This window comes from Sphingobacterium thalpophilum, assembly GCF_901482695.1.
Taxonomy (GTDB): Bacteria; Bacteroidota; Bacteroidia; order Sphingobacteriales; family Sphingobacteriaceae; genus Sphingobacterium; species Sphingobacterium thalpophilum.
Genome location: NZ_LR590484.1, coordinates 5346587 through 5364344, shown reverse-complemented (window position 1 = coordinate 5364344; position 17758 = coordinate 5346587). Strand labels below are relative to the sequence as shown.

Sequence of the window (17758 nt, the reverse complement as noted above, 5' to 3'; positions counted from 1 at the left end):
CTTTGCACGAAAGTTTAACCGGCGGAATGCTGTGTCGAACAAAAAATACTTGCTATCTTTGCAGAAAAAATACAACATGTCAACAAAATCACATCTAATTGCACCTTCCGTTCTTGCCGCAGACTTTGCAAATTTACTGCATGATATTACCATGGTAAACAATAGTGAAGCGGATTGGTTTCATATCGATATTATGGACGGCGTTTTTGTGCCCAATATTTCCTTTGGTTTTCCGGTGATGCAAGCCATAGCCAAACATGCAAAAAAACCGTTAGATGTACATTTAATGATTGTTGACCCAGATAGATATCTTCAGGTATGTAAGGATTCGGGAGCAGAGATCATTACTGTTCATTATGAGGCCTGTACACATTTACATCGCACATTGGCTGCGATCAAAGAATTGGGCTGCAAAGCAGGCGTGGCATTAAATCCGCATACGTCCGTTGCACTTTTGAAAGATGTGATAGCGGACCTGGACTTAGTGTGTCTAATGTCAGTTAATCCTGGATTTGGTGGACAGAAGTTTATACCTAATACGTACGCGAAGGTTCAGGAGCTGAAAGCGATGGCTAAAGGGGTAAACGATGCACTGTTGATTGAAATTGACGGTGGGGTTACGACCGGCAATGCTGCACAGTTACTGAAGGCCGGCGCGAATGTACTGGTTGCGGGATCTTTTGTTTTTAATGAAGCAGACCCGTTGGAGACAATAAAATCGTTGAAAGATATCGATATAAGTGTTCATAGCATATAAAAATGAAGAGGTGGTTTTAATTGAATGAACCGCCTCTTTTTTTTATGGATGGATTAGGACAAAACGGCGTTGAAAAAAATATGGCAGGAATGCGCAAGTGTTTGTTTAGAACCATTCCAAATTGCTTGAAAAGAATGGAATGCGTGCGTTTAAAATTTGATTTTCACTATTTTTGTGTTTAGTCCTAATAGTTGATTTACGGTAAATAAATTGACGGAGTAAACGAGCTATAAAGAGCTAATGAAAGATTCAGGTGATTGCGCTATTATCCTATATTAGCTTAAATTTTCACAGACAACGCAGTGGGAGGATAGCGATGCTATTTTCCAGGCTGCCCTTAAAATAGAAAGACAGATATCTATGAGTATTTACAACGATTACGTACAAGAGGTTGTAGAACGAGCTGGCCAGGGATTACATCCCAAGCCAATTGACGGAGCAGAATTACTAAGTGAAGTAATTGCTCAGATTAAAGATTTAAACAATGAAAATAGAGAGGAATCTTTAAGATTGTTTATTTACAACACATTGCCGGGAACAACTCCTGCGGCGGGTGTTAAAGCAGAATTTTTGAAGGAAATTATTTTGGGGCAATCGGTTGTTGCCGAAATTACACCTGAGTTTGCTTTTGAATTACTGTCTCACATGAAGGGTGGCCCTTCTATTCGTGTGTTGCTGGATCTTGCTTTAGGTACAGATGTAGGGATAGCAACACAGGCTGCAGAAGTTCTTAAAACACAAGTTTTCTTATATGATGCTGATACAGCTCGTTTAAAAGCGGCTTTTGAACAAGGTAACGCAGTGGCTAAAGATATTTTAGAAAGTTATGCCAGAGCTGAATTCTTTACAAAGCTTCCCGAAGTGGCAGAGGAGATTCAGGTGGTTACGTTCATTGCGGGCGAGGGGGATATTTCAACAGATTTATTATCTCCGGGAAATCAGGCGCACTCGCGTTCTGACCGTGAATTGCACGGGAAATGTATGATCACACCGGAGGCTCAGCAGGAGATTCGCGCGTTGCAGACTCAGTATCCGGACAGAAGTGTGATGCTGATCGCCGAAAAAGGAACTATGGGAGTGGGATCATCGCGGATGTCGGGGGTGAACAATGTCGCTCTATGGACAGGTAAGCAAGCGAGTCCATACGTGCCATTTGTGAATATTGCTCCCATTGTAGGTGGTACAAACGGTATTTCTCCGATTTTCCTGACGACAGTAGACGTCACCGGTGGTATCGGTATTGATCTTAAAAACTGGGTCAAAAAAGTTGATGAAGATGGAAATGTTGTCCGCAATGAAAAAGGTGAGCCGGTTTTGGAAGAGGTGTACTCCGTGGCGACAGGTACCTTGTTGACTATCAATACGAAGACAAAAAAATTATACCATGGAGATAGGGAGCTCATTGACATTTCAAAAGCACTGACACCTCAAAAGATGGAATTCATTCGAGCCGGTGGTTCTTATGCTATTGTATTCGGTAAGAAAATTCAGACCTTTGCGGCAGCGACTTTAGGTATTCAAGCGCCTGTTGTATTTGCTCCATCTAAGGAGATTACGATAGCGGGCCAGGGGTTGACTGCAGTCGAGAAGATATTCAACAAAAATGCTGTTGGCGTGGCACCGGGAAAAGTATTGCATGCAGGTTCTGATGTGCGTGTGAAAGTAAATATCGTTGGTTCACAGGATACTACTGGGTTAATGACTGCTCAGGAGCTTGAAGCCATGGCAGCTACGGTGATCGCGCCTACTGTTGACGGTGCTTACCAGTCTGGCTGTCACACCGCGTCGGTATGGGATAAGAAAGCGCAGGCGAATATTCCCAAACTCATGAAGTTTATGAATGATTTTGGATTGATCACCGCACGCGATCCGAAAGGCGTATATCATTCGATGACTGACGTAATCCACAAGGTATTGAACGATATCACTGTGGATGAATGGGCCATCATTATTGGCGGGGATTCCCATACACGTATGTCGAAAGGTGTGGCGTTCGGAGCTGACTCCGGCACTGTTGCTCTGGCTTTGGCGACAGGTGAGGCTTCTATGCCTATTCCCGAATCGGTAAAGGTGACTTTCAAAGGCAGCATGAAGCAGCATATGGATTTCCGTGATGTCGTACATGCGACCCAGGCGCAGATGTTGCAACAGTTTGGCGGTGAAAATGTATTTCAGGGGCGTATCATTGAAGTTCATATCGGTACATTACTTGCCGATCAGGCGTTTACCTTTACAGACTGGACTGCGGAGATGAAGGCAAAAGCCTCCATTTGTATCTCGCAGGACGATACGTTGATCGAATCATTGGAAATTGCCAAGAAACGTATCCAGATCATGATTGACAAAGGAATGGAAAACAGTAACAATGTCCTTCATGGTTTGATCGAAAAAGCAAATAGGCGTATCGAAGAGATTAAATCGGGTGTAAAACCAGCATTAAAACCAGATGATAATGCGAAATACTATGCAGAGGTTGTCATCGATCTGGATATCATTGAGGAGCCGATGATTGCGGACCCTGATGTCAACAACGAGGATGTATCCAAACGTTATACACACGATACGATAAGAGATCTTTCGTACTATGGTGGCAACAAAAAGGTAGATCTAGGTTTTGTGGGATCTTGTATGGTGCACAAAGATGATTTGAAGATCGTTTCAAAAATGCTCAAAAACATCGAACAACAGAAAGGTTATGTTAAGTTCGAAGCGCCATTGGTTGTTGCTGCTCCGACTTACAATATTATTGACGAGCTGAAGGAAGAGGGAGATTGGGAATTTTTGCAAAAATATTCCGGATTTGAGTTTAGTGATGCATTGCCGAAGAGTACTGCCCGCACGGAGTATGAAAATATTATGTACTTAGAGCGTCCCGGTTGTAACCTTTGTATGGGCAACCAGGAGAAAGCTGCCAAAGGCGATACCGTAATGGCTACTTCGACCCGTCTGTTTCAGGGCCGTGTTGTAGAAGATCGTGAGGGCAAGAAGGGTGAGTCTTTACTGGCTTCGACTCCGGTTGTTGTTCTCTCCGCTATCTTAGGTAGAATTCCTAATATTGACGAATATAAAGCGGCTGTGGAAGGCATTAACCTAACGAAGTTTGCCCCTATTCCGACAAAGTAGAAATAAGGATAGAGAATTTAGTAACTTGATTAAACAACATAAATTAGAGAGATATGGCATTTGATATAGACATGATAAAAAAGGTCTATAGCCGTTATGATGAACGCATAGCTGCGGCTCGTCAGGTGGTGAATAAACCTTTGACTTTATCCGAGAAAATTTTATATGCGCACCTTTGGGATGGTCTTGCGACCGAAGAATACAAACGTGGGGTTTCTTACGTTGATTTTGCTCCTGACCGTGTAGCGATGCAAGATGCTACGGCGCAGATGGCTTTGCTACAATTCATGCAGGCGGGGCGTCCAAAAGTCGCTGTTCCTTCCACTGTTCACTGCGATCACCTGATTCAGGCCAGGGAGGGAGCAGATAAAGATCTAGCTCGTGCCAAAAACGAGAGTTCAGAAGTGTTTAACTTTTTGAGTTCGGTATCCAATAAGTATGGTATTGGTTTCTGGAAGCCGGGCGCAGGTATTATCCATCAGGTAGTTCTGGAAAACTATGCGTTTCCGGGGGGAATGATGATCGGTACGGATTCGCATACTGTCAATGCTGGTGGTTTGGGGATGGTTGCTATTGGTGTTGGGGGAGCTGATGCCTGTGATGTGATGGCTGGTCTGCCATGGGAACTGAAATTTCCAAAATTGATTGGTGTTAAGTTGACCGGTAAACTGAGTGGATGGGCAGCTCCAAAAGATGTCATTCTGAAAGTCGCGGGTATCCTGACTGTAAAAGGTGGGACAGGTGCGATCGTTGAATATTTTGGCGAGGGAGCGGAATCCTTATCCTGTACCGGAAAAGGAACGATCTGTAATATGGGGGCTGAAATCGGAGCGACTACATCCACATTCGGATACGATGAGTCTATGGAACGGTATTTACGCGCCACTGGCCGTGCCGAGGTCGCAGACGCCGCGAATGCGATCAAACAGCACTTAACGGCTGATGCGGAGGTTTATGCCAACCCAGAGCATTATTTCGATCAGTTGATTGAGATCAATCTATCTGAACTCGAGCCTTCATTAAACGGCCCGTTTACACCAGATTTATATACACCTGTTTCACGCATGCGTGAAGAAGCTACAAAAAATGGCTGGCCTTTAAAAGTGGAGTGGGGACTGATCGGTTCATGTACCAACTCTTCGTACGAGGATCTTTCACGTGCGGCGTCCATTGCACGGCAGGCAGTTGACAAAGGTCTGATTACCAAAGCTGAATTTGGTATCAATCCGGGCTCCGAGCAGGTTCGTTTTACAGCTGATCGTGACGGATTATTAAAGACATTTGAGGATCTTAATGCAACCATATTTACAAATGCCTGCGGGCCATGTATCGGTATGTGGGATCGTGTCGGTGCCGAGAAACAGGAGAAAAACACGATTGTTCATTCCTTTAACCGAAACTTTGCCAAACGTGCTGATGGTAACCCAAATACGTATGCATTTGTGGCGTCGCCTGAACTAGTTGCGGCGATTGCTATCTCTGGCGACTTGGGTTTCAACCCCGTAACGGATACGTTGACCAATAGCAGGGGAGAGCAGGTAAAGTTGGATCCTCCTACAGGTGATGAGCTGCCAACGAGAGGCTTTGCTGTGGACGATCCGGGCTATCAGGCTCCGGCGGCAGACGGTAGCAACGTCGTGGTCGATGTATCACCTACTTCGGACCGCCTACAATTGCTTGAACCATTTGCAGCTTGGGAAGGTACAGACTTAAAAGGGCTCAAACTATTGATCAAGGCCAAAGGCAAATGCACCACCGACCATATTTCGATGGCCGGCCCATGGCTGAAATACCGTGGCCATCTCGACAATATTTCAAATAATATGTTGATCGGTGCTGTGAATTTCTTCAATGAGAAAACAGACAGCGTGAAAAATCAGCTGACAGGCGAATATGGACCGGTGCCGGCTACGCAGCGGGATTATAAGGCACGTGGAATTGGCTCCATAGTTGTTGGAGACGAAAACTACGGTGAAGGTTCTTCCCGCGAACATGCGGCTATGGAGCCTCGCCATTTAGGAGTACGTGCAGTTTTGGTGAAGTCTTTTGCACGTATTCATGAGACGAATCTCAAAAAGCAGGGAATGTTGGCATTGACTTTTGTCGACAAGGATGACTATAATAAGATCCAGGAGGACGATACCATCGATATTGTGGGGCTTACTGCATTCGCCCCAGGCCAGCCACTTACACTTGTCTTACATCACTCAGATGGAACACAAGAACAGATCTTGGTAAATCATACCTATAATGCACAACAGATCGAATGGTTTAAAGCGGGAGGCGCATTGAATATTATCCGTAAAAATCAGGCGGGACAATAAAAATCCAGCTAAAATGATAACCGGCTGCCTCCCTTAGGAAGGCAGCCTTTTTTATTTATTTTTGCGGGGGAAAGAATTCTGTGATCTTCGTCATATTTTGCCAATTTCGCCGTATTTTATTTGCTTCTAAATTAGAATGGGATTACTTTTGCCCAACGTTTTTAGCAGCGACATGAACAAAATATTTTTAACAATCGGAGCACTCGTACTGAGTGTTTCCGCACTATTTGCACAAGAAGTTCCCACAATCGGAAAAAGCATTTTTAAACCAAAAAATTTAAGAACTGAAAGCAATAAGGGGAAGTTTTTCTTCTTCTGGGGCTACAATTTCTCGTCCTATGCGAAATCGGACATTCATTTTAGAGGCCCTAACTACGACTTTACGCTCCATGATGTAAAAGCCGCCGATCGTCCTACTAAATTTGGTGAGACGTATTTTGATCCCGGGCGTTTGACAATTCCACAATTTAACTTGCATTTTGGATATTATATCAAAGATAATTATTCCATCTCCCTCGGCTGGGATCACATGAAATATGTAGTGGATATCCCACAACAAGTTAAGATTAGCGGTTATATAGGCGAGGAGATCTCCAACCCTGGCATCCCTACCGGAAATAGAGCCGGGCAGTACAATGGTGAACTTATTACTGTTGATTCAGCTATGCTGACTTTTGAGCATACTGATGGCTACAATTTTGCTTCCGTGGGTTTGGAACGTTATGATGATATCATTGTTAACCGTAAAGGTAAACAGGTACTAACTATGGAATCCGGAGTGGATCTTGGCCTGTTGATCCCCCGTTCAGACGTTCATCTCTTTGGGGAAGGCGGTAACCATTTTTGGAATATTGCCGGATATGGTGCTTCGGCCAAAGTCGGGTTACACTACCGTTTTTATAAGGGACTCTATTTACAGGGGAATTTTAAAACTGGTTGGACCGATTTGTATAATATCCGTACGACAGGTAGAAGAGGCGTGGATAAGGCTTCGCAGCAAATCTGGTTTTTCGAGAACTATTGGGCCTTAGGTTTCCGGTTCTAGACCATAAAAAAAGCAGGTTGATAGTAAAACAGCCTGCTTTTTTATTGTCTGACCATTTGATGGGCGATAGATGCCCCAACTGGTTAAATATCGTTGAGTTTGAAAATATCTTTGACGCGGATTCCTTTCTCCGTATGCTGCAGGGTACAGCATTCATGAACAGGGTCATGTTCAAAAAATAAAACATATTCGTTGTCGACGATTTCATTCCAGTAGCTATTTCGTTCCTCCATCGTGACCAGCGGCCTGATATCATATCCCATGACGTATGGTATGGGAATATGACCGACCGAGGGCAGTAGGTCGGCCATGTACAGAACCGTTTTCCCTTTATATTTTATTTGTGGCAACATCATGGCCTCAGTATGACCATGTGCGTATCGGATGGAGATGTTTTCTCCGAATGGGTCCGTTACATTCTCGACAAATTTCAACCGGCCACTTTCCTGAATCGGTAGTATATTCTCTTTCAGGAATGATGCTTTTTCTCTTGGGTTAGGATTCGTGGCCCATGCCCAATGGTCACTATTGCTCCAGAAATCCGCATTTTTGAAAGCGGGTGACAGCCGCTCTCCATCGCGTATGATGGCTCCGCCACAATGGTCGAAATGTAGGTGCGTCAGGAAGACGTCGGTGATATCATTGCGGTCATAACCCAGACTTTTGAGTGATTTATCCAAGGTCGCGTCGCCATGTAGATAGTAGTGGCTGAAGAACTTCTCATTTTGTTTGTCGCCAAGGCCTGTATCGACCAGCATCAGTCTATTGCTCTCTTCAATGAGCAGGAGCCTATTGCCCCATGTACACATATTGTTGGAATCCGCTGGATTTGTTTTATTCCAGATACTTTTAGGTACCACTCCAAACATGGCGCCACCATCCAGCTTGAAGAATCCCGTTTCGATCGCATGTAATTTCATCTTATTAATATTTGTAAAGCTTGGAACAATTTACGAAAAATATAAAATATCCGAGCGGATTAGACCGTGACCTTGCTAAAAATATGTGCTAAAAATTTCATTTTTTTTTATTTGTATAAACTATTGTAAATGAGTTTATTGATTCTGTGTTTTTTTTACAATAAGGCTGATTTTAAGGTTTTTAAGTTTTGTTTTTAGCGAAATTTGCCTTTAAATTTGGGCACATTTTAAAACAAACAAAAAATATGAAAAAGGGTAACATTGGAAACGCGCCTGATTTGAAATATTTGAAAATTGATCATACAGGAAATGTATTTTATCAATTGCCTGTTTCAGAACTGGTCGAACATGCGCTGGCAAATCGCGAGGGGCAATTGTCTGATTCTGGAGCGCTCGCTGCTGACACCGGAAAATTTACGGGAAGATCGCCCAAGGATCGCTTTTTGGTGGAAGATTCTTTAACCAAGGATACAGTTTGGTGGGGAGAAATAAATCAGCCGATGACGCCTGCCAATTTTGAAGCATTATTTTCCATAGTTGCTAACCATCTCAGCCAACGTACAATTTATGTCAGAGACTGTGCAGCAGGGGCAGATCCGTTGTATCAGCTTTCCATCAGGGTTATTACTGAAACGGCTTACCAGAGTATATTTGCCAACAATTTATTTTTAAGACAGGATGGCGATAGTACGCGCCAGCCAGAATGGTCTATATTGGCCGCCCCAGCATTGCTTATCAACAATCCTCAAAAATACGGTATCCACAATGAAAATTTTGTTGCTATTGATTTCACGAAGAAAATCGTATTAATTGCCGGTACAGGTTATACCGGTGAGATCAAGAAAAGCATCTTTTCTATATTGAATTTTATTCTTCCTTTTCAGCATAATGTATTGGCGATGCACTGTTCAGCCAATACTTCCAAAGATGGTAAGACAGCTTTGTTTTTTGGTCTTTCGGGTACCGGCAAGACGACGCTTTCGGCCGACAAAAATAGAAAGCTGATCGGCGATGATGAGCACGGCTGGAGTGACCGTGGTATTTTTAATTTTGAAGGTGGCTGTTATGCCAAATGTGTCGGTCTCACCGAAGAAAAGGAACCTGAGATTTATCATGCCATCCGGTTTGGATCCTTGCTTGAGAATGTTGTTCTGGATCAACTTGACCGACCTGATTACGATGACATCAGCAAGACGGAGAACACACGGGTGTCTTATCCAATAGATTATATGGAAAATGCGGAGATCGCAGGTATAGGAAATGTGCCGGAACATATCTTCTTTCTAACAGCGGATGCTTTCGGAGTACTACCGCCTATATCGCTATTAAACGTTGATCAGGCTGTATACCATTTTGTGAGCGGCTATACAGCGAAGGTCGCTGGAACAGAAGTAGGAGTGAAGGAACCCACGGCGGCTTTTTCTACTTGTTTCGGGCAGGCTTTTCTGCCACTGCACCCTTCTCGATATGCGTCTTTATTACGCGCGAAATTGGAACAGCACCCAACGATTAAAGTCTGGTTGGTTAATACCGGCTGGATTGCAGGGCCTTACGGCATAGGAAGACGTATTAAACTGAATTATACGCGGGCATTGATTCGTGCGGCAATGGACGGATCCCTGCTGGAATCACAATTTAGTAAGCACGAAATATTTGGTCTGGACTATCCAACCAGCTGCGGAGCGTATGTCCCCGAGCAAATTCTGGATGCGAGAGGACTATGGAACAACAATGAAGCTTATGATACGCAAGCCACACGTCTGGCAAAGCTCTTTATCAATAACTTCGAAAAATTTGGTCCTGACATGCCAGCTTCGGTGATAGCCGCAGGTCCACGGATAGCCAACTCGGTCCTTGCATAACAATTATTGGCTGGTAGGTTGAGAATGCCTCCAGATTGTTGTCACAATCGGAGGCATTTTCCTTACTCAATAAAAGGTTTATGAACTTGAAGCAGGTACTAGTTGTGTTTATCCACAAAGGAGTCCAGCTGCTGCTGTTCTTTGCCAACAATAGCATTTATGATCACGCGGAATGCCGCTAACCGCGCCTTCTTCTTGTTGTCTTTGCTGATTTCAAACCAGGGAGATTTTTTCGTCCCCGTTACTTTGAATAAATTTTCGATATACCTGCTGTATACATCCCATTTCTCCTGTGCTTGTTGATCCAGACTGCCGATTTTCCAGCGTTTGAGCACATCCTCCTGTCGTTCTTTAAGTCTTTCGGCCTGCTCTTCTTTGCTGATCGTCAAAAAGATTTTAATTAATATAATGCCGTCATCAATTAACTGCTTTTCAAATTCGGGAACCTGCTCCATAAATAGCTGGTGCTGTTTGTCGGTACAGAAACCAAACACAGGTTCGACGACAGCTCTGTTATAGTAGCTGCGGTCGAAGATCACGATCTCACCTGCATTTGGAAAATGTCTGATGTACCGTTGGAAGTACCATTGTCCAGTTTCCTCTTCCGTTGGTTTGGGAAGGGCGACAACGCGTACTTTCTTGGGGTTCAGATGCTCGGTGACGCGCCCGATTGTTCCACCTTTCCCCGCCGCATCTCTTCCTTCAAAGATGATAATGACACGTTTGCCTTTTTCAATGACATCATACTGGAGCTTTAGTAACTCCACCTGTAGATCATAGAGAGTCTTTTCGTAATCATAAATGTCATTGAATTTATCAATGTCAACGATCCCATGTTCATCAAGGTAAGCGAGCACATCCTTATTCTCACGAATTTTCTGAAGTTCTTTTAAATCATATTCTGCCATATGCCTGTGGGTTTAAATTTGTTTCCTAAAGTTACCCATCGAAACGTTAAAAAATGTCAAATTGCATAAAAATTCACCGTAACCTGTAATATTGCGTGAACGGAATGCGTTAGTAACATAAAGCATACAGCAGGTGTGCTCATCATAAGTCTTTTCATAAATTTAGGTTAATAATTGGTTAGGTAAGCCCGGAGTTCTCAGCTTCGGGCTTTTTTTGTGATAGGATAGGTGGCAGTCGTTGTTAAGCAAATCTATATTAAATGTTAAAAAATGTTAAAGGGTGAAGCCGCGTATAATGAACTTCGAAAAGTGGCGTTTTACTTACAAATACTTTTCATAAAATAGGTTAATATATGGCTAACGAAAGCTCAGAGTTCCCCACTCTGGGCTTTTTATTTTCTACGGATATTAAGTGCGCAAAAAAAAGCCCGGGATCTTCATCACCGGGCTTAAGATGTGTTATTCGTTGCTAGGCGACTTCCCTTAAATCTACCGCGACAACGCGGGAGACACCCTGTTCGACCATAGTGACACCATAGATAATATCCGTACTTGCGATGGTCTTTTTATTGTGGGAGACCACAATAAATTGAGAGTTCTTTGAGAAATCACGGATAATATTATTGAATTTATCAATATTGGTGTCGTCCAGTGGGGCATCTACCTCGTCAAATATACAGAATGGGGCAGGCTTGGAAAGATACAGTGAGAAAAGCAATGCCGTCGAGGTAAGCGTTTTTTCGCCTCCAGAAAGCTGATTGATGGATAAAGGGCGTTTGCCTTTCGGTCTGGCAATAATATCAATGTCTGAATCGAGCGGATTATTAGGGTCGGTCAATATCAGGTCGCAGCTATCTTCTTCGTTGAAGAGTGAGCGGAACACTTTGACAAAATTGTCCCGTACGGCGTTGAAGGTAAACATAAACTGTACCTGCGCAGTATCATCGATTTCTTTTATTGTTGCCATAAGCGAACTTTTTGCTTCAATTAGATCTGCCTTCTCTTTGTTAATAAAGTCGTAGCGTTCGTTCATCTCGTCGAAGGCTTCTTTCGCCATTAAGTTAATAGTACCAAATTCGTCGAGCTGTTTTTTAAGCTTGTTACATTTGCTGGTCAGCGTCGTTTGATCTTCCGTCAATTCGGGCATATCCTCACGTTCGATCAAGTCTTTCAGTTCAATATTGAACTCCACTGAAAGGCGTTCCTTTAATGCGTTCAGGTCAATTTGTAGTGCTGTTTTCTTATCTTTGATTTCAGCAACAAGAAAATCGCTCTGTTCTTTCGAACGGCGTTGTTGTGTCAGCGAATCTTCTAGGTTATTGATTCTTTGTTTGTCACCATAATAGGCATCTTCGAGTTCCTTAAGAGCATCCTCCAGGGCAATTTTTTGTTCATACATGGCGATGAGATCCTGGTCCTCCTCATCTTCAAAAGGAATGGTTGTCCGCAACGCTTCCTGAACTTCCGTCAATTCAACGGTATTACGTTCTAATCGGGCTTCGTAGTCGTCTTTTTGGGTCTCTCTAAACTCGAGATCTTTGGTTATATTGGAAACCTTATTTAACTGTTGATGATAGCTGATGTTTTCCTGATTGAAGGTTGTGGACTTTTCGTTTAACACCTCAGATATCTCATGAAACTGGTCCTGCAGTTCTGCAAGTTCAGCTACACTTTGTTCCTTTTGCAGCCGCAGTTCCTGCAATTCGGGCTCTGCGATCCTTAGGTCGGCTTCTATGCCTTCGATTTTTTCCTGAATATCTTTTTTACGGGTTAGGGCATTACTGATGAATGCCTGATATTGCTCCTGTTTTGTTTTTACTGTGATCAGCTCATTGTTAAGTCTGTTCAGTTGGAAACGGAGTTCATCGATAAGCTCTTTCTGCGAATTGCTCCGCAGGGTCTCGAGCCGTACTGACTCCGCAGTAATCTTATCTTCGAGCCGCGCAATTTCCTTGTTTAGGTCGTTGATTTCCTGGGCAAGGACTTCCAGGTTCTTCGCTCTGCCGATCCGCTTGCCTTCAAATAGCCCGACTGATCCACCGGAGAGTCCTAAATGATGTTTGGCATAACGACCATTTTTTTGCAAAATCACCTGACCTTCGGTCGGCAATTTTTGCATGAGCTCTTTTTCATCGTCATGCTTTAAAATATACACATGCTGGAGCAGCAGTGTGCAAAGTGCTTTATATTTGTCATCTACAGTAATCACATCCAGTGCAGACATAAGATTGTCGTTTGGTGGACGCTTCGGGCTCAGGACTGAATCAATGGCATCAAGAACAAAAAAGCTGGCCCTGCCTTTTGCGGCATCGCCCAAGAGCTGGATAGCCTGTACAGCATCCTGCTGCGTGTCGACCACATAATGGTTCATGACCGGCTCGAGGTAGTTTTCAATCGCTACCCGATAATCTTCCTGACAGAATAGGACATCAGAGAAAAGTGGCGGTTGTTTTTTCCATCCGGCATTCTTTTTTAGAAAACGAATAGAATCGGGAAATCCTTCCAGGTTGTCGATCAGGGATTTCGTGAGATTATACTCATTTTGCTTGGCATCTACCAGACGAAGAGCTTTGGCTAATTGTGCTTTTAATTCCTCCAGGTTGGCCTGAATTTGTCCGATCTGTGTCTGTAATTCCTGTTCCAGCTGGTTGGCCGTCTCAAACTGAATCTGTTGTGCCTCGACACGGCCTTCAAGTTCGGCTACAGCATGATTGAACTGCTGCAGTTCTATTTCTTTGGCTTCGGTATCTACAGTATTGCGGATTGCCTCCTGGAGCAATGCCTCTTTTTGTATGTTGAAGACGGCCAGATCTTTTTCCAGCTTGTATATACGGGCCTGTAACTCAGCGTTGCTCCTGTTGAAGATATCGAGTTTCCCTTTGGCGGACTGTTGCTGACCGCGTAGGGCATCTACTTCAGATTTATTTGTCTCCAGGTTATCTTTTAGAGACTCCAATTTATGCTGTTCGTCAAATAGCTCCTCATTCAAACGTTTGATGGTATAAAGCACATGATTGAGCTGTTGCTTATCGCTATTGATATCCAGGTTTAGGCGGTTTTCTTTATCCTGAAGGTTTTTAACCTTTTCATTTTTGATTTTTTTCTCAGACTCATAGCCACGGATCTTGTTAACAAATTCCTGTGTCGCTTTTTGTTGAACCGAGAGGTTTTTTTCCTGCTCTAGATTAGACTGTCGCAGGGCCTGCAAGTCAGCTTCGGCTTGGAGAATTGCTTGCTGTGCCGCATTGGCATCCTGTTGTACTTTAGACTCCTGGGTCTGTAGCCGCTCGAGTTCGGCCGAAAAATCAGCAATTCGATAATAAGCAAGATCGATACTACTCTGTTTATATTCTTCCTTAAGCTGCGTATATTTTTCAGCTTTTTTAGCTTGGTTTTCGAGCGATTTAAGATTTTTTGTGATTTCAAGCAGCAGGTCATCCACCCGGCTGAGATCTGCTTCGGTATCTCTTAATTTGGCCAACGTCTGCTTTTTACGCACTTTATACTTTGAGATTCCTGAAGCTTCTTCAAACAGGTTTCTGCGGGAATTATCTTTATTGTTGATGATTTCATCAATCATTTTCAATTCGATAATGGAATAGCTGTCGGCGCCAACTCCGGTATCCAAAAATAGGTCAGTGATATCTTTTAGACGACATTTTACATCGTTTAGACGGTATTCGCTGTCTCCGTTTCGAAATAATTTACGGGTGACCGTAACTGTCGTGAATTCTGTAGGCAGAATATTATTGTTATTATTGAAAGTCAGAGACACTTCAGCGAGGTTGGCTGGTTTGCGGTTTTTTGTCCCGTTGAAAATAATATTTTCCATCTTGTCGGAGCGTAGCATCTTGGTACTCTGTTCGCCCAATACCCAACGGATAGCATCAACTACATTGGATTTTCCACATCCATTTGGTCCCACGATTGCGGTGACACCGTCGTTAAAGTTGATCGTGATCTTGTCTCCGAAACTTTTAAATCCTTTTATTTCTAGTTTGGTTAATTGCATTTATACCAAATTTGTTTGTCGTTTATAAGCTTGCGAAAATAGTAAATTAAACTAAAACTTTTTTCTTTCTTTATTCACATTTTCCGGATTCTGGGTCGCAGGAAGCACCTGTTTCGCCGCGCTGTTGAAGGGGCAGGGCTGCGGCCGCCTGGCAGTCTTTGATCGTGTTGTGGAAGACCTCCAATGGCTGCGCTCCCGGAATGGCATATTTTCGGTCAAAAACAAAAAATGGAACACCACGAAGCCCCAGATTCACACCTTCCTGAATATCCTGAGTGACCTCGTAATCGTATGCTATTGTATCCAGCAGGGTTTTGATGGCTTCAACCTGCAGCTCTTGTGCACGAGCGAGTTCAAGCAGTACCGCAGAATCGTTAACATCCAGACCATCTGTAAAATGAGCTTTAAACAATGCCTTTTTTAAAGCAGTTGCCTTGCCCTGTATTTGTGCAAAATGAAGCAGCCGATGCGCTTTTCTGGTGTTTACGACGATGGCTCTGTCAAAGTTCAGTTCGATACCCAGCTCTTTACCCTGTGCGCTTAACTGAGCCGTCATGGCGACGACATCATCCATACTCATGCCTTTGCTTCGGATAAGATAGTCGTACGTGGGCATTCCGGGCGCATCAGCAGGAAAATCAGGGTTAAGCTGATACGATTTCCAGCTAATTTCAGCTGGAACTTGATTTTCGGATTCCTGTAAAGCCATCTCCAGTTTGGTCAGGCCTATATAACAAAAAGGACAAATGATGTCCGACCAGATTTCTATTTTCATATTTCTTATTTTACTCCGTATATTGTAATCAAAAATACATATAATAACGATGATTATCGGAATACATTGTACTGTCGATGTCAACATCATTTATCATGCAGAGTTAAGTATATGCCAGATACAGATTTTTTAAACCGTAAGGTCACACTCGTCCTGGGTGGCGGTGGTGCAAGAGGATTGGTTCATATCGGTGTCATCCGGAAGCTTGAAGAACAGGGATTTGAGATCGATGAGGTCGTGGGTTGCTCTATAGGCGCTTTGGTCGGTGGTATTTATGCACAGGGGAAAATGGATGTCCTGGAAGAATGGATGCTCAACCTCACCAAGAAATCTGTTTTCAATATGATGGATTTCAGCTGGCGCGGTCTCGGAATGATGAAAGGCATCAAGGTGTTTAATGCGCTGAAGTCAGTAATCCCTGATGCGAATATCGAAACCTTTCCCATACTGTTTAAAGCTATCGCCACTGACCTAAACTACGAAAAGGATGTTGTCCTGGATTTTGGCAGCATGTATGATGCGATCCGTGCTTCCATTGCGATACCAGCTGTTTTCACAGCGGTTGAAGATGAAACACATGTTTATGTGGACGGTGGTGTACTTAATCCGCTGCCCATCAACCACGTCAGTAAAAAAGACAATTTAATAATTGCGGTCAATCTGGAGTCTAAACCCGATAAACAATATTCGCTGATCAAAAAGCTGGACACGAAAAACTCGAATTCACTAGATATCCTGCAGGCATCCTATTATGTGATGCGAAGAAAGATGAGCCGGATGATAATTGATTTGTACCGTCCCGATGTCGTAGTCAATATACCCTATAATATCTGCAATCTTTGGGATTACCACCGTGCGGCATTTTTGGTGCAGAAGGGACGAGAATATATGGAAAATGCACTAAAGAAGTCCCGCAGCATAAATTAGTGGTCTAAACGCTTATACTGCGGGATGATAGGATCAGTTCTGTGGTGGGGAGCGCCTAAAATAGATTGGGATAATCGCTGATGATTCCGTCAACTTTTAGGGCTTTTAATTTGTCGATTTCAGCCTTGCTGTTGACCGTCCACGGGATTACCCTGATATTCGCTTTATGATACTGTTTGACAAATTCGGCCGTGACCAGCTTCTGATGCGGGCTAATAATGAATGGCGTAAAACCCAGTGCTTCGATAGTCTCCTGAGGACTCTTTGTATAATTTGCATCGATCAGGAACGATACTTTAATCTGAGGGTAAGCTTTATGTAAATATTGAACGGCACGGATATCGAATGACTGTATCACAGTCCGTGGAGCAATTTTCTTCTCGGTGATCACTTGTATTATCAGGTCCACAAACTCTTCTACGCGTGGGTGGTAGATGCCATCTTTACCTTCCTTGCTTTTGACTTCAATATTATAAAACATGGGATCTTTTCTTTTTAACGCAGCGTAGGCTTCCGTACTGTCGATCAGATCGGCGAGTTTGGCAATCCGCGTAACCTGTTTTTTCTGTTCGGGAAATTCCTGATAAAACTTCGATCCGATATCATATTTTATGAGATCTTTGTATAGCAAGTTGTATATTTTCAGTGACTTATCTTTTTCCGGAATTTCACTGCCATCAGGCTTCAGTACAAATTTGGGGTTAAGATAATCGTCATGAAAAACTACTACCTTTCGGTCTTTGGTAATGTGGCAATCCATTTCCAATGTCGTTACCTTAGGGATATCGATTGCATTTTTCATCGCCGCAACGGATTCTTCGGGATATAGGCCGCGCCCTCCGCGGTGGGCTTCTAAGCTTAATTTCGGGAAACCACCGGTCGTTGATGCTGAATTTTTCATAACTGAGCAAGATGCTATTGGTAATAATAAGGCCCAGAAGGCTGCTTTCAAAAGACTTCTTTTCATCCGTATACATTTAAATCATACAGGGGATTCTCATTCGTCCCCAGCAAAAAAGCGAATATACGTATCCTAATTTACAATAAGACTCCAGAAATGTGATTTTACACATTTCATAATCCCGGCTGTATCCCCAATTTCATT

General features: G+C 43.3%; 11 protein-coding genes. 6 read left to right on the top strand and 5 right to left on the bottom strand.

What is annotated here, in order from left to right; all coding sequences use genetic code 11:
- The first annotated feature begins 76 nt into the window (after positions 1-76).
- From rpe to FGL37_RS22710, 4 genes are all read left to right on the top strand, one after another.
- Positions 77-757, top strand: a complete 681-nt coding sequence (rpe, locus tag FGL37_RS22725) for a ribulose-phosphate 3-epimerase (protein ID WP_028068237.1) — start codon at positions 77-79, stop codon at positions 755-757.
- Positions 758-1117: 360 nt separating this feature from the next.
- Positions 1118-3880: a bifunctional aconitate hydratase 2/2-methylisocitrate dehydratase gene (locus FGL37_RS22720; protein WP_028068236.1), complete on the top strand. Its 2763-nt coding sequence runs from the start codon at positions 1118-1120 to the stop codon at positions 3878-3880.
- Positions 3881-3933: 53 nt separating this feature from the next.
- Positions 3934-6204, top strand: a complete 2271-nt coding sequence (locus tag FGL37_RS22715) for an aconitate hydratase (RefSeq protein ID WP_028068235.1) — start codon at positions 3934-3936, stop codon at positions 6202-6204.
- A gap of 172 nt (positions 6205-6376) precedes the next feature.
- Positions 6377-7249, top strand: coding sequence for a hypothetical protein (locus FGL37_RS22710; RefSeq protein WP_028068234.1), 873 nt, complete (start codon positions 6377-6379; stop codon positions 7247-7249).
- An 83-nt stretch (positions 7250-7332) separates the two neighbouring features.
- On the opposite strand, the gene FGL37_RS22705 is transcribed toward FGL37_RS22710, so the two are convergent.
- Positions 7333-8169, bottom strand: a complete 837-nt coding sequence (locus tag FGL37_RS22705) for an MBL fold metallo-hydrolase (protein ID WP_028068233.1) — start codon at positions 8167-8169, stop codon at positions 7333-7335.
- Between the two features lie 245 nt (positions 8170-8414).
- Here FGL37_RS22705 and pckA point away from each other — a divergent pair, with 245 nt between their 5' ends.
- Positions 8415-10031 (top strand): phosphoenolpyruvate carboxykinase (ATP), encoded by a 1617-nt coding sequence (pckA, locus tag FGL37_RS22700; RefSeq protein WP_028068232.1) that lies wholly within the window; start codon positions 8415-8417, stop codon positions 10029-10031.
- Between the two features lie 98 nt (positions 10032-10129).
- Here pckA and ppk2 read toward each other — a convergent pair whose 3' ends face one another.
- From ppk2 to FGL37_RS22685, 3 genes are all read right to left on the bottom strand, one after another.
- Entirely contained in the window at positions 10130-10939 is an 810-nt protein-coding gene (ppk2, locus tag FGL37_RS22695) for a polyphosphate kinase 2 (protein WP_037532064.1), read from the bottom strand.
- A gap of 469 nt (positions 10940-11408) precedes the next feature.
- Entirely contained in the window at positions 11409-14951 is a 3543-nt protein-coding gene (gene smc, locus FGL37_RS22690) for a chromosome segregation protein SMC (RefSeq protein ID WP_028068231.1), read from the bottom strand.
- Between the two features lie 70 nt (positions 14952-15021).
- Entirely contained in the window at positions 15022-15726 is a 705-nt protein-coding gene (locus FGL37_RS22685) for a DsbA family oxidoreductase (protein ID WP_028068230.1), read from the bottom strand.
- A 111-nt stretch (positions 15727-15837) separates the two neighbouring features.
- On the opposite strand from FGL37_RS22685, the gene FGL37_RS22680 reads away from it, so the two are divergent.
- Positions 15838-16653 carry a patatin-like phospholipase family protein gene (locus FGL37_RS22680; protein WP_028068229.1) on the top strand — a complete coding sequence of 272 codons (816 nt, stop codon included), beginning with the start codon at positions 15838-15840 and terminating at the stop codon, positions 16651-16653.
- A 55-nt stretch (positions 16654-16708) separates the two neighbouring features.
- On the opposite strand, the gene FGL37_RS22675 is transcribed toward FGL37_RS22680, so the two are convergent.
- The gene (locus FGL37_RS22675; protein ID WP_028068228.1) at positions 16709-17620 is read right to left on the bottom strand and encodes a glycerophosphodiester phosphodiesterase family protein; all 912 of its coding nucleotides are present in this window, start codon (positions 17618-17620) and stop codon (positions 16709-16711) included.
- Positions 17621-17758: the final 138 nt, after the last annotated feature.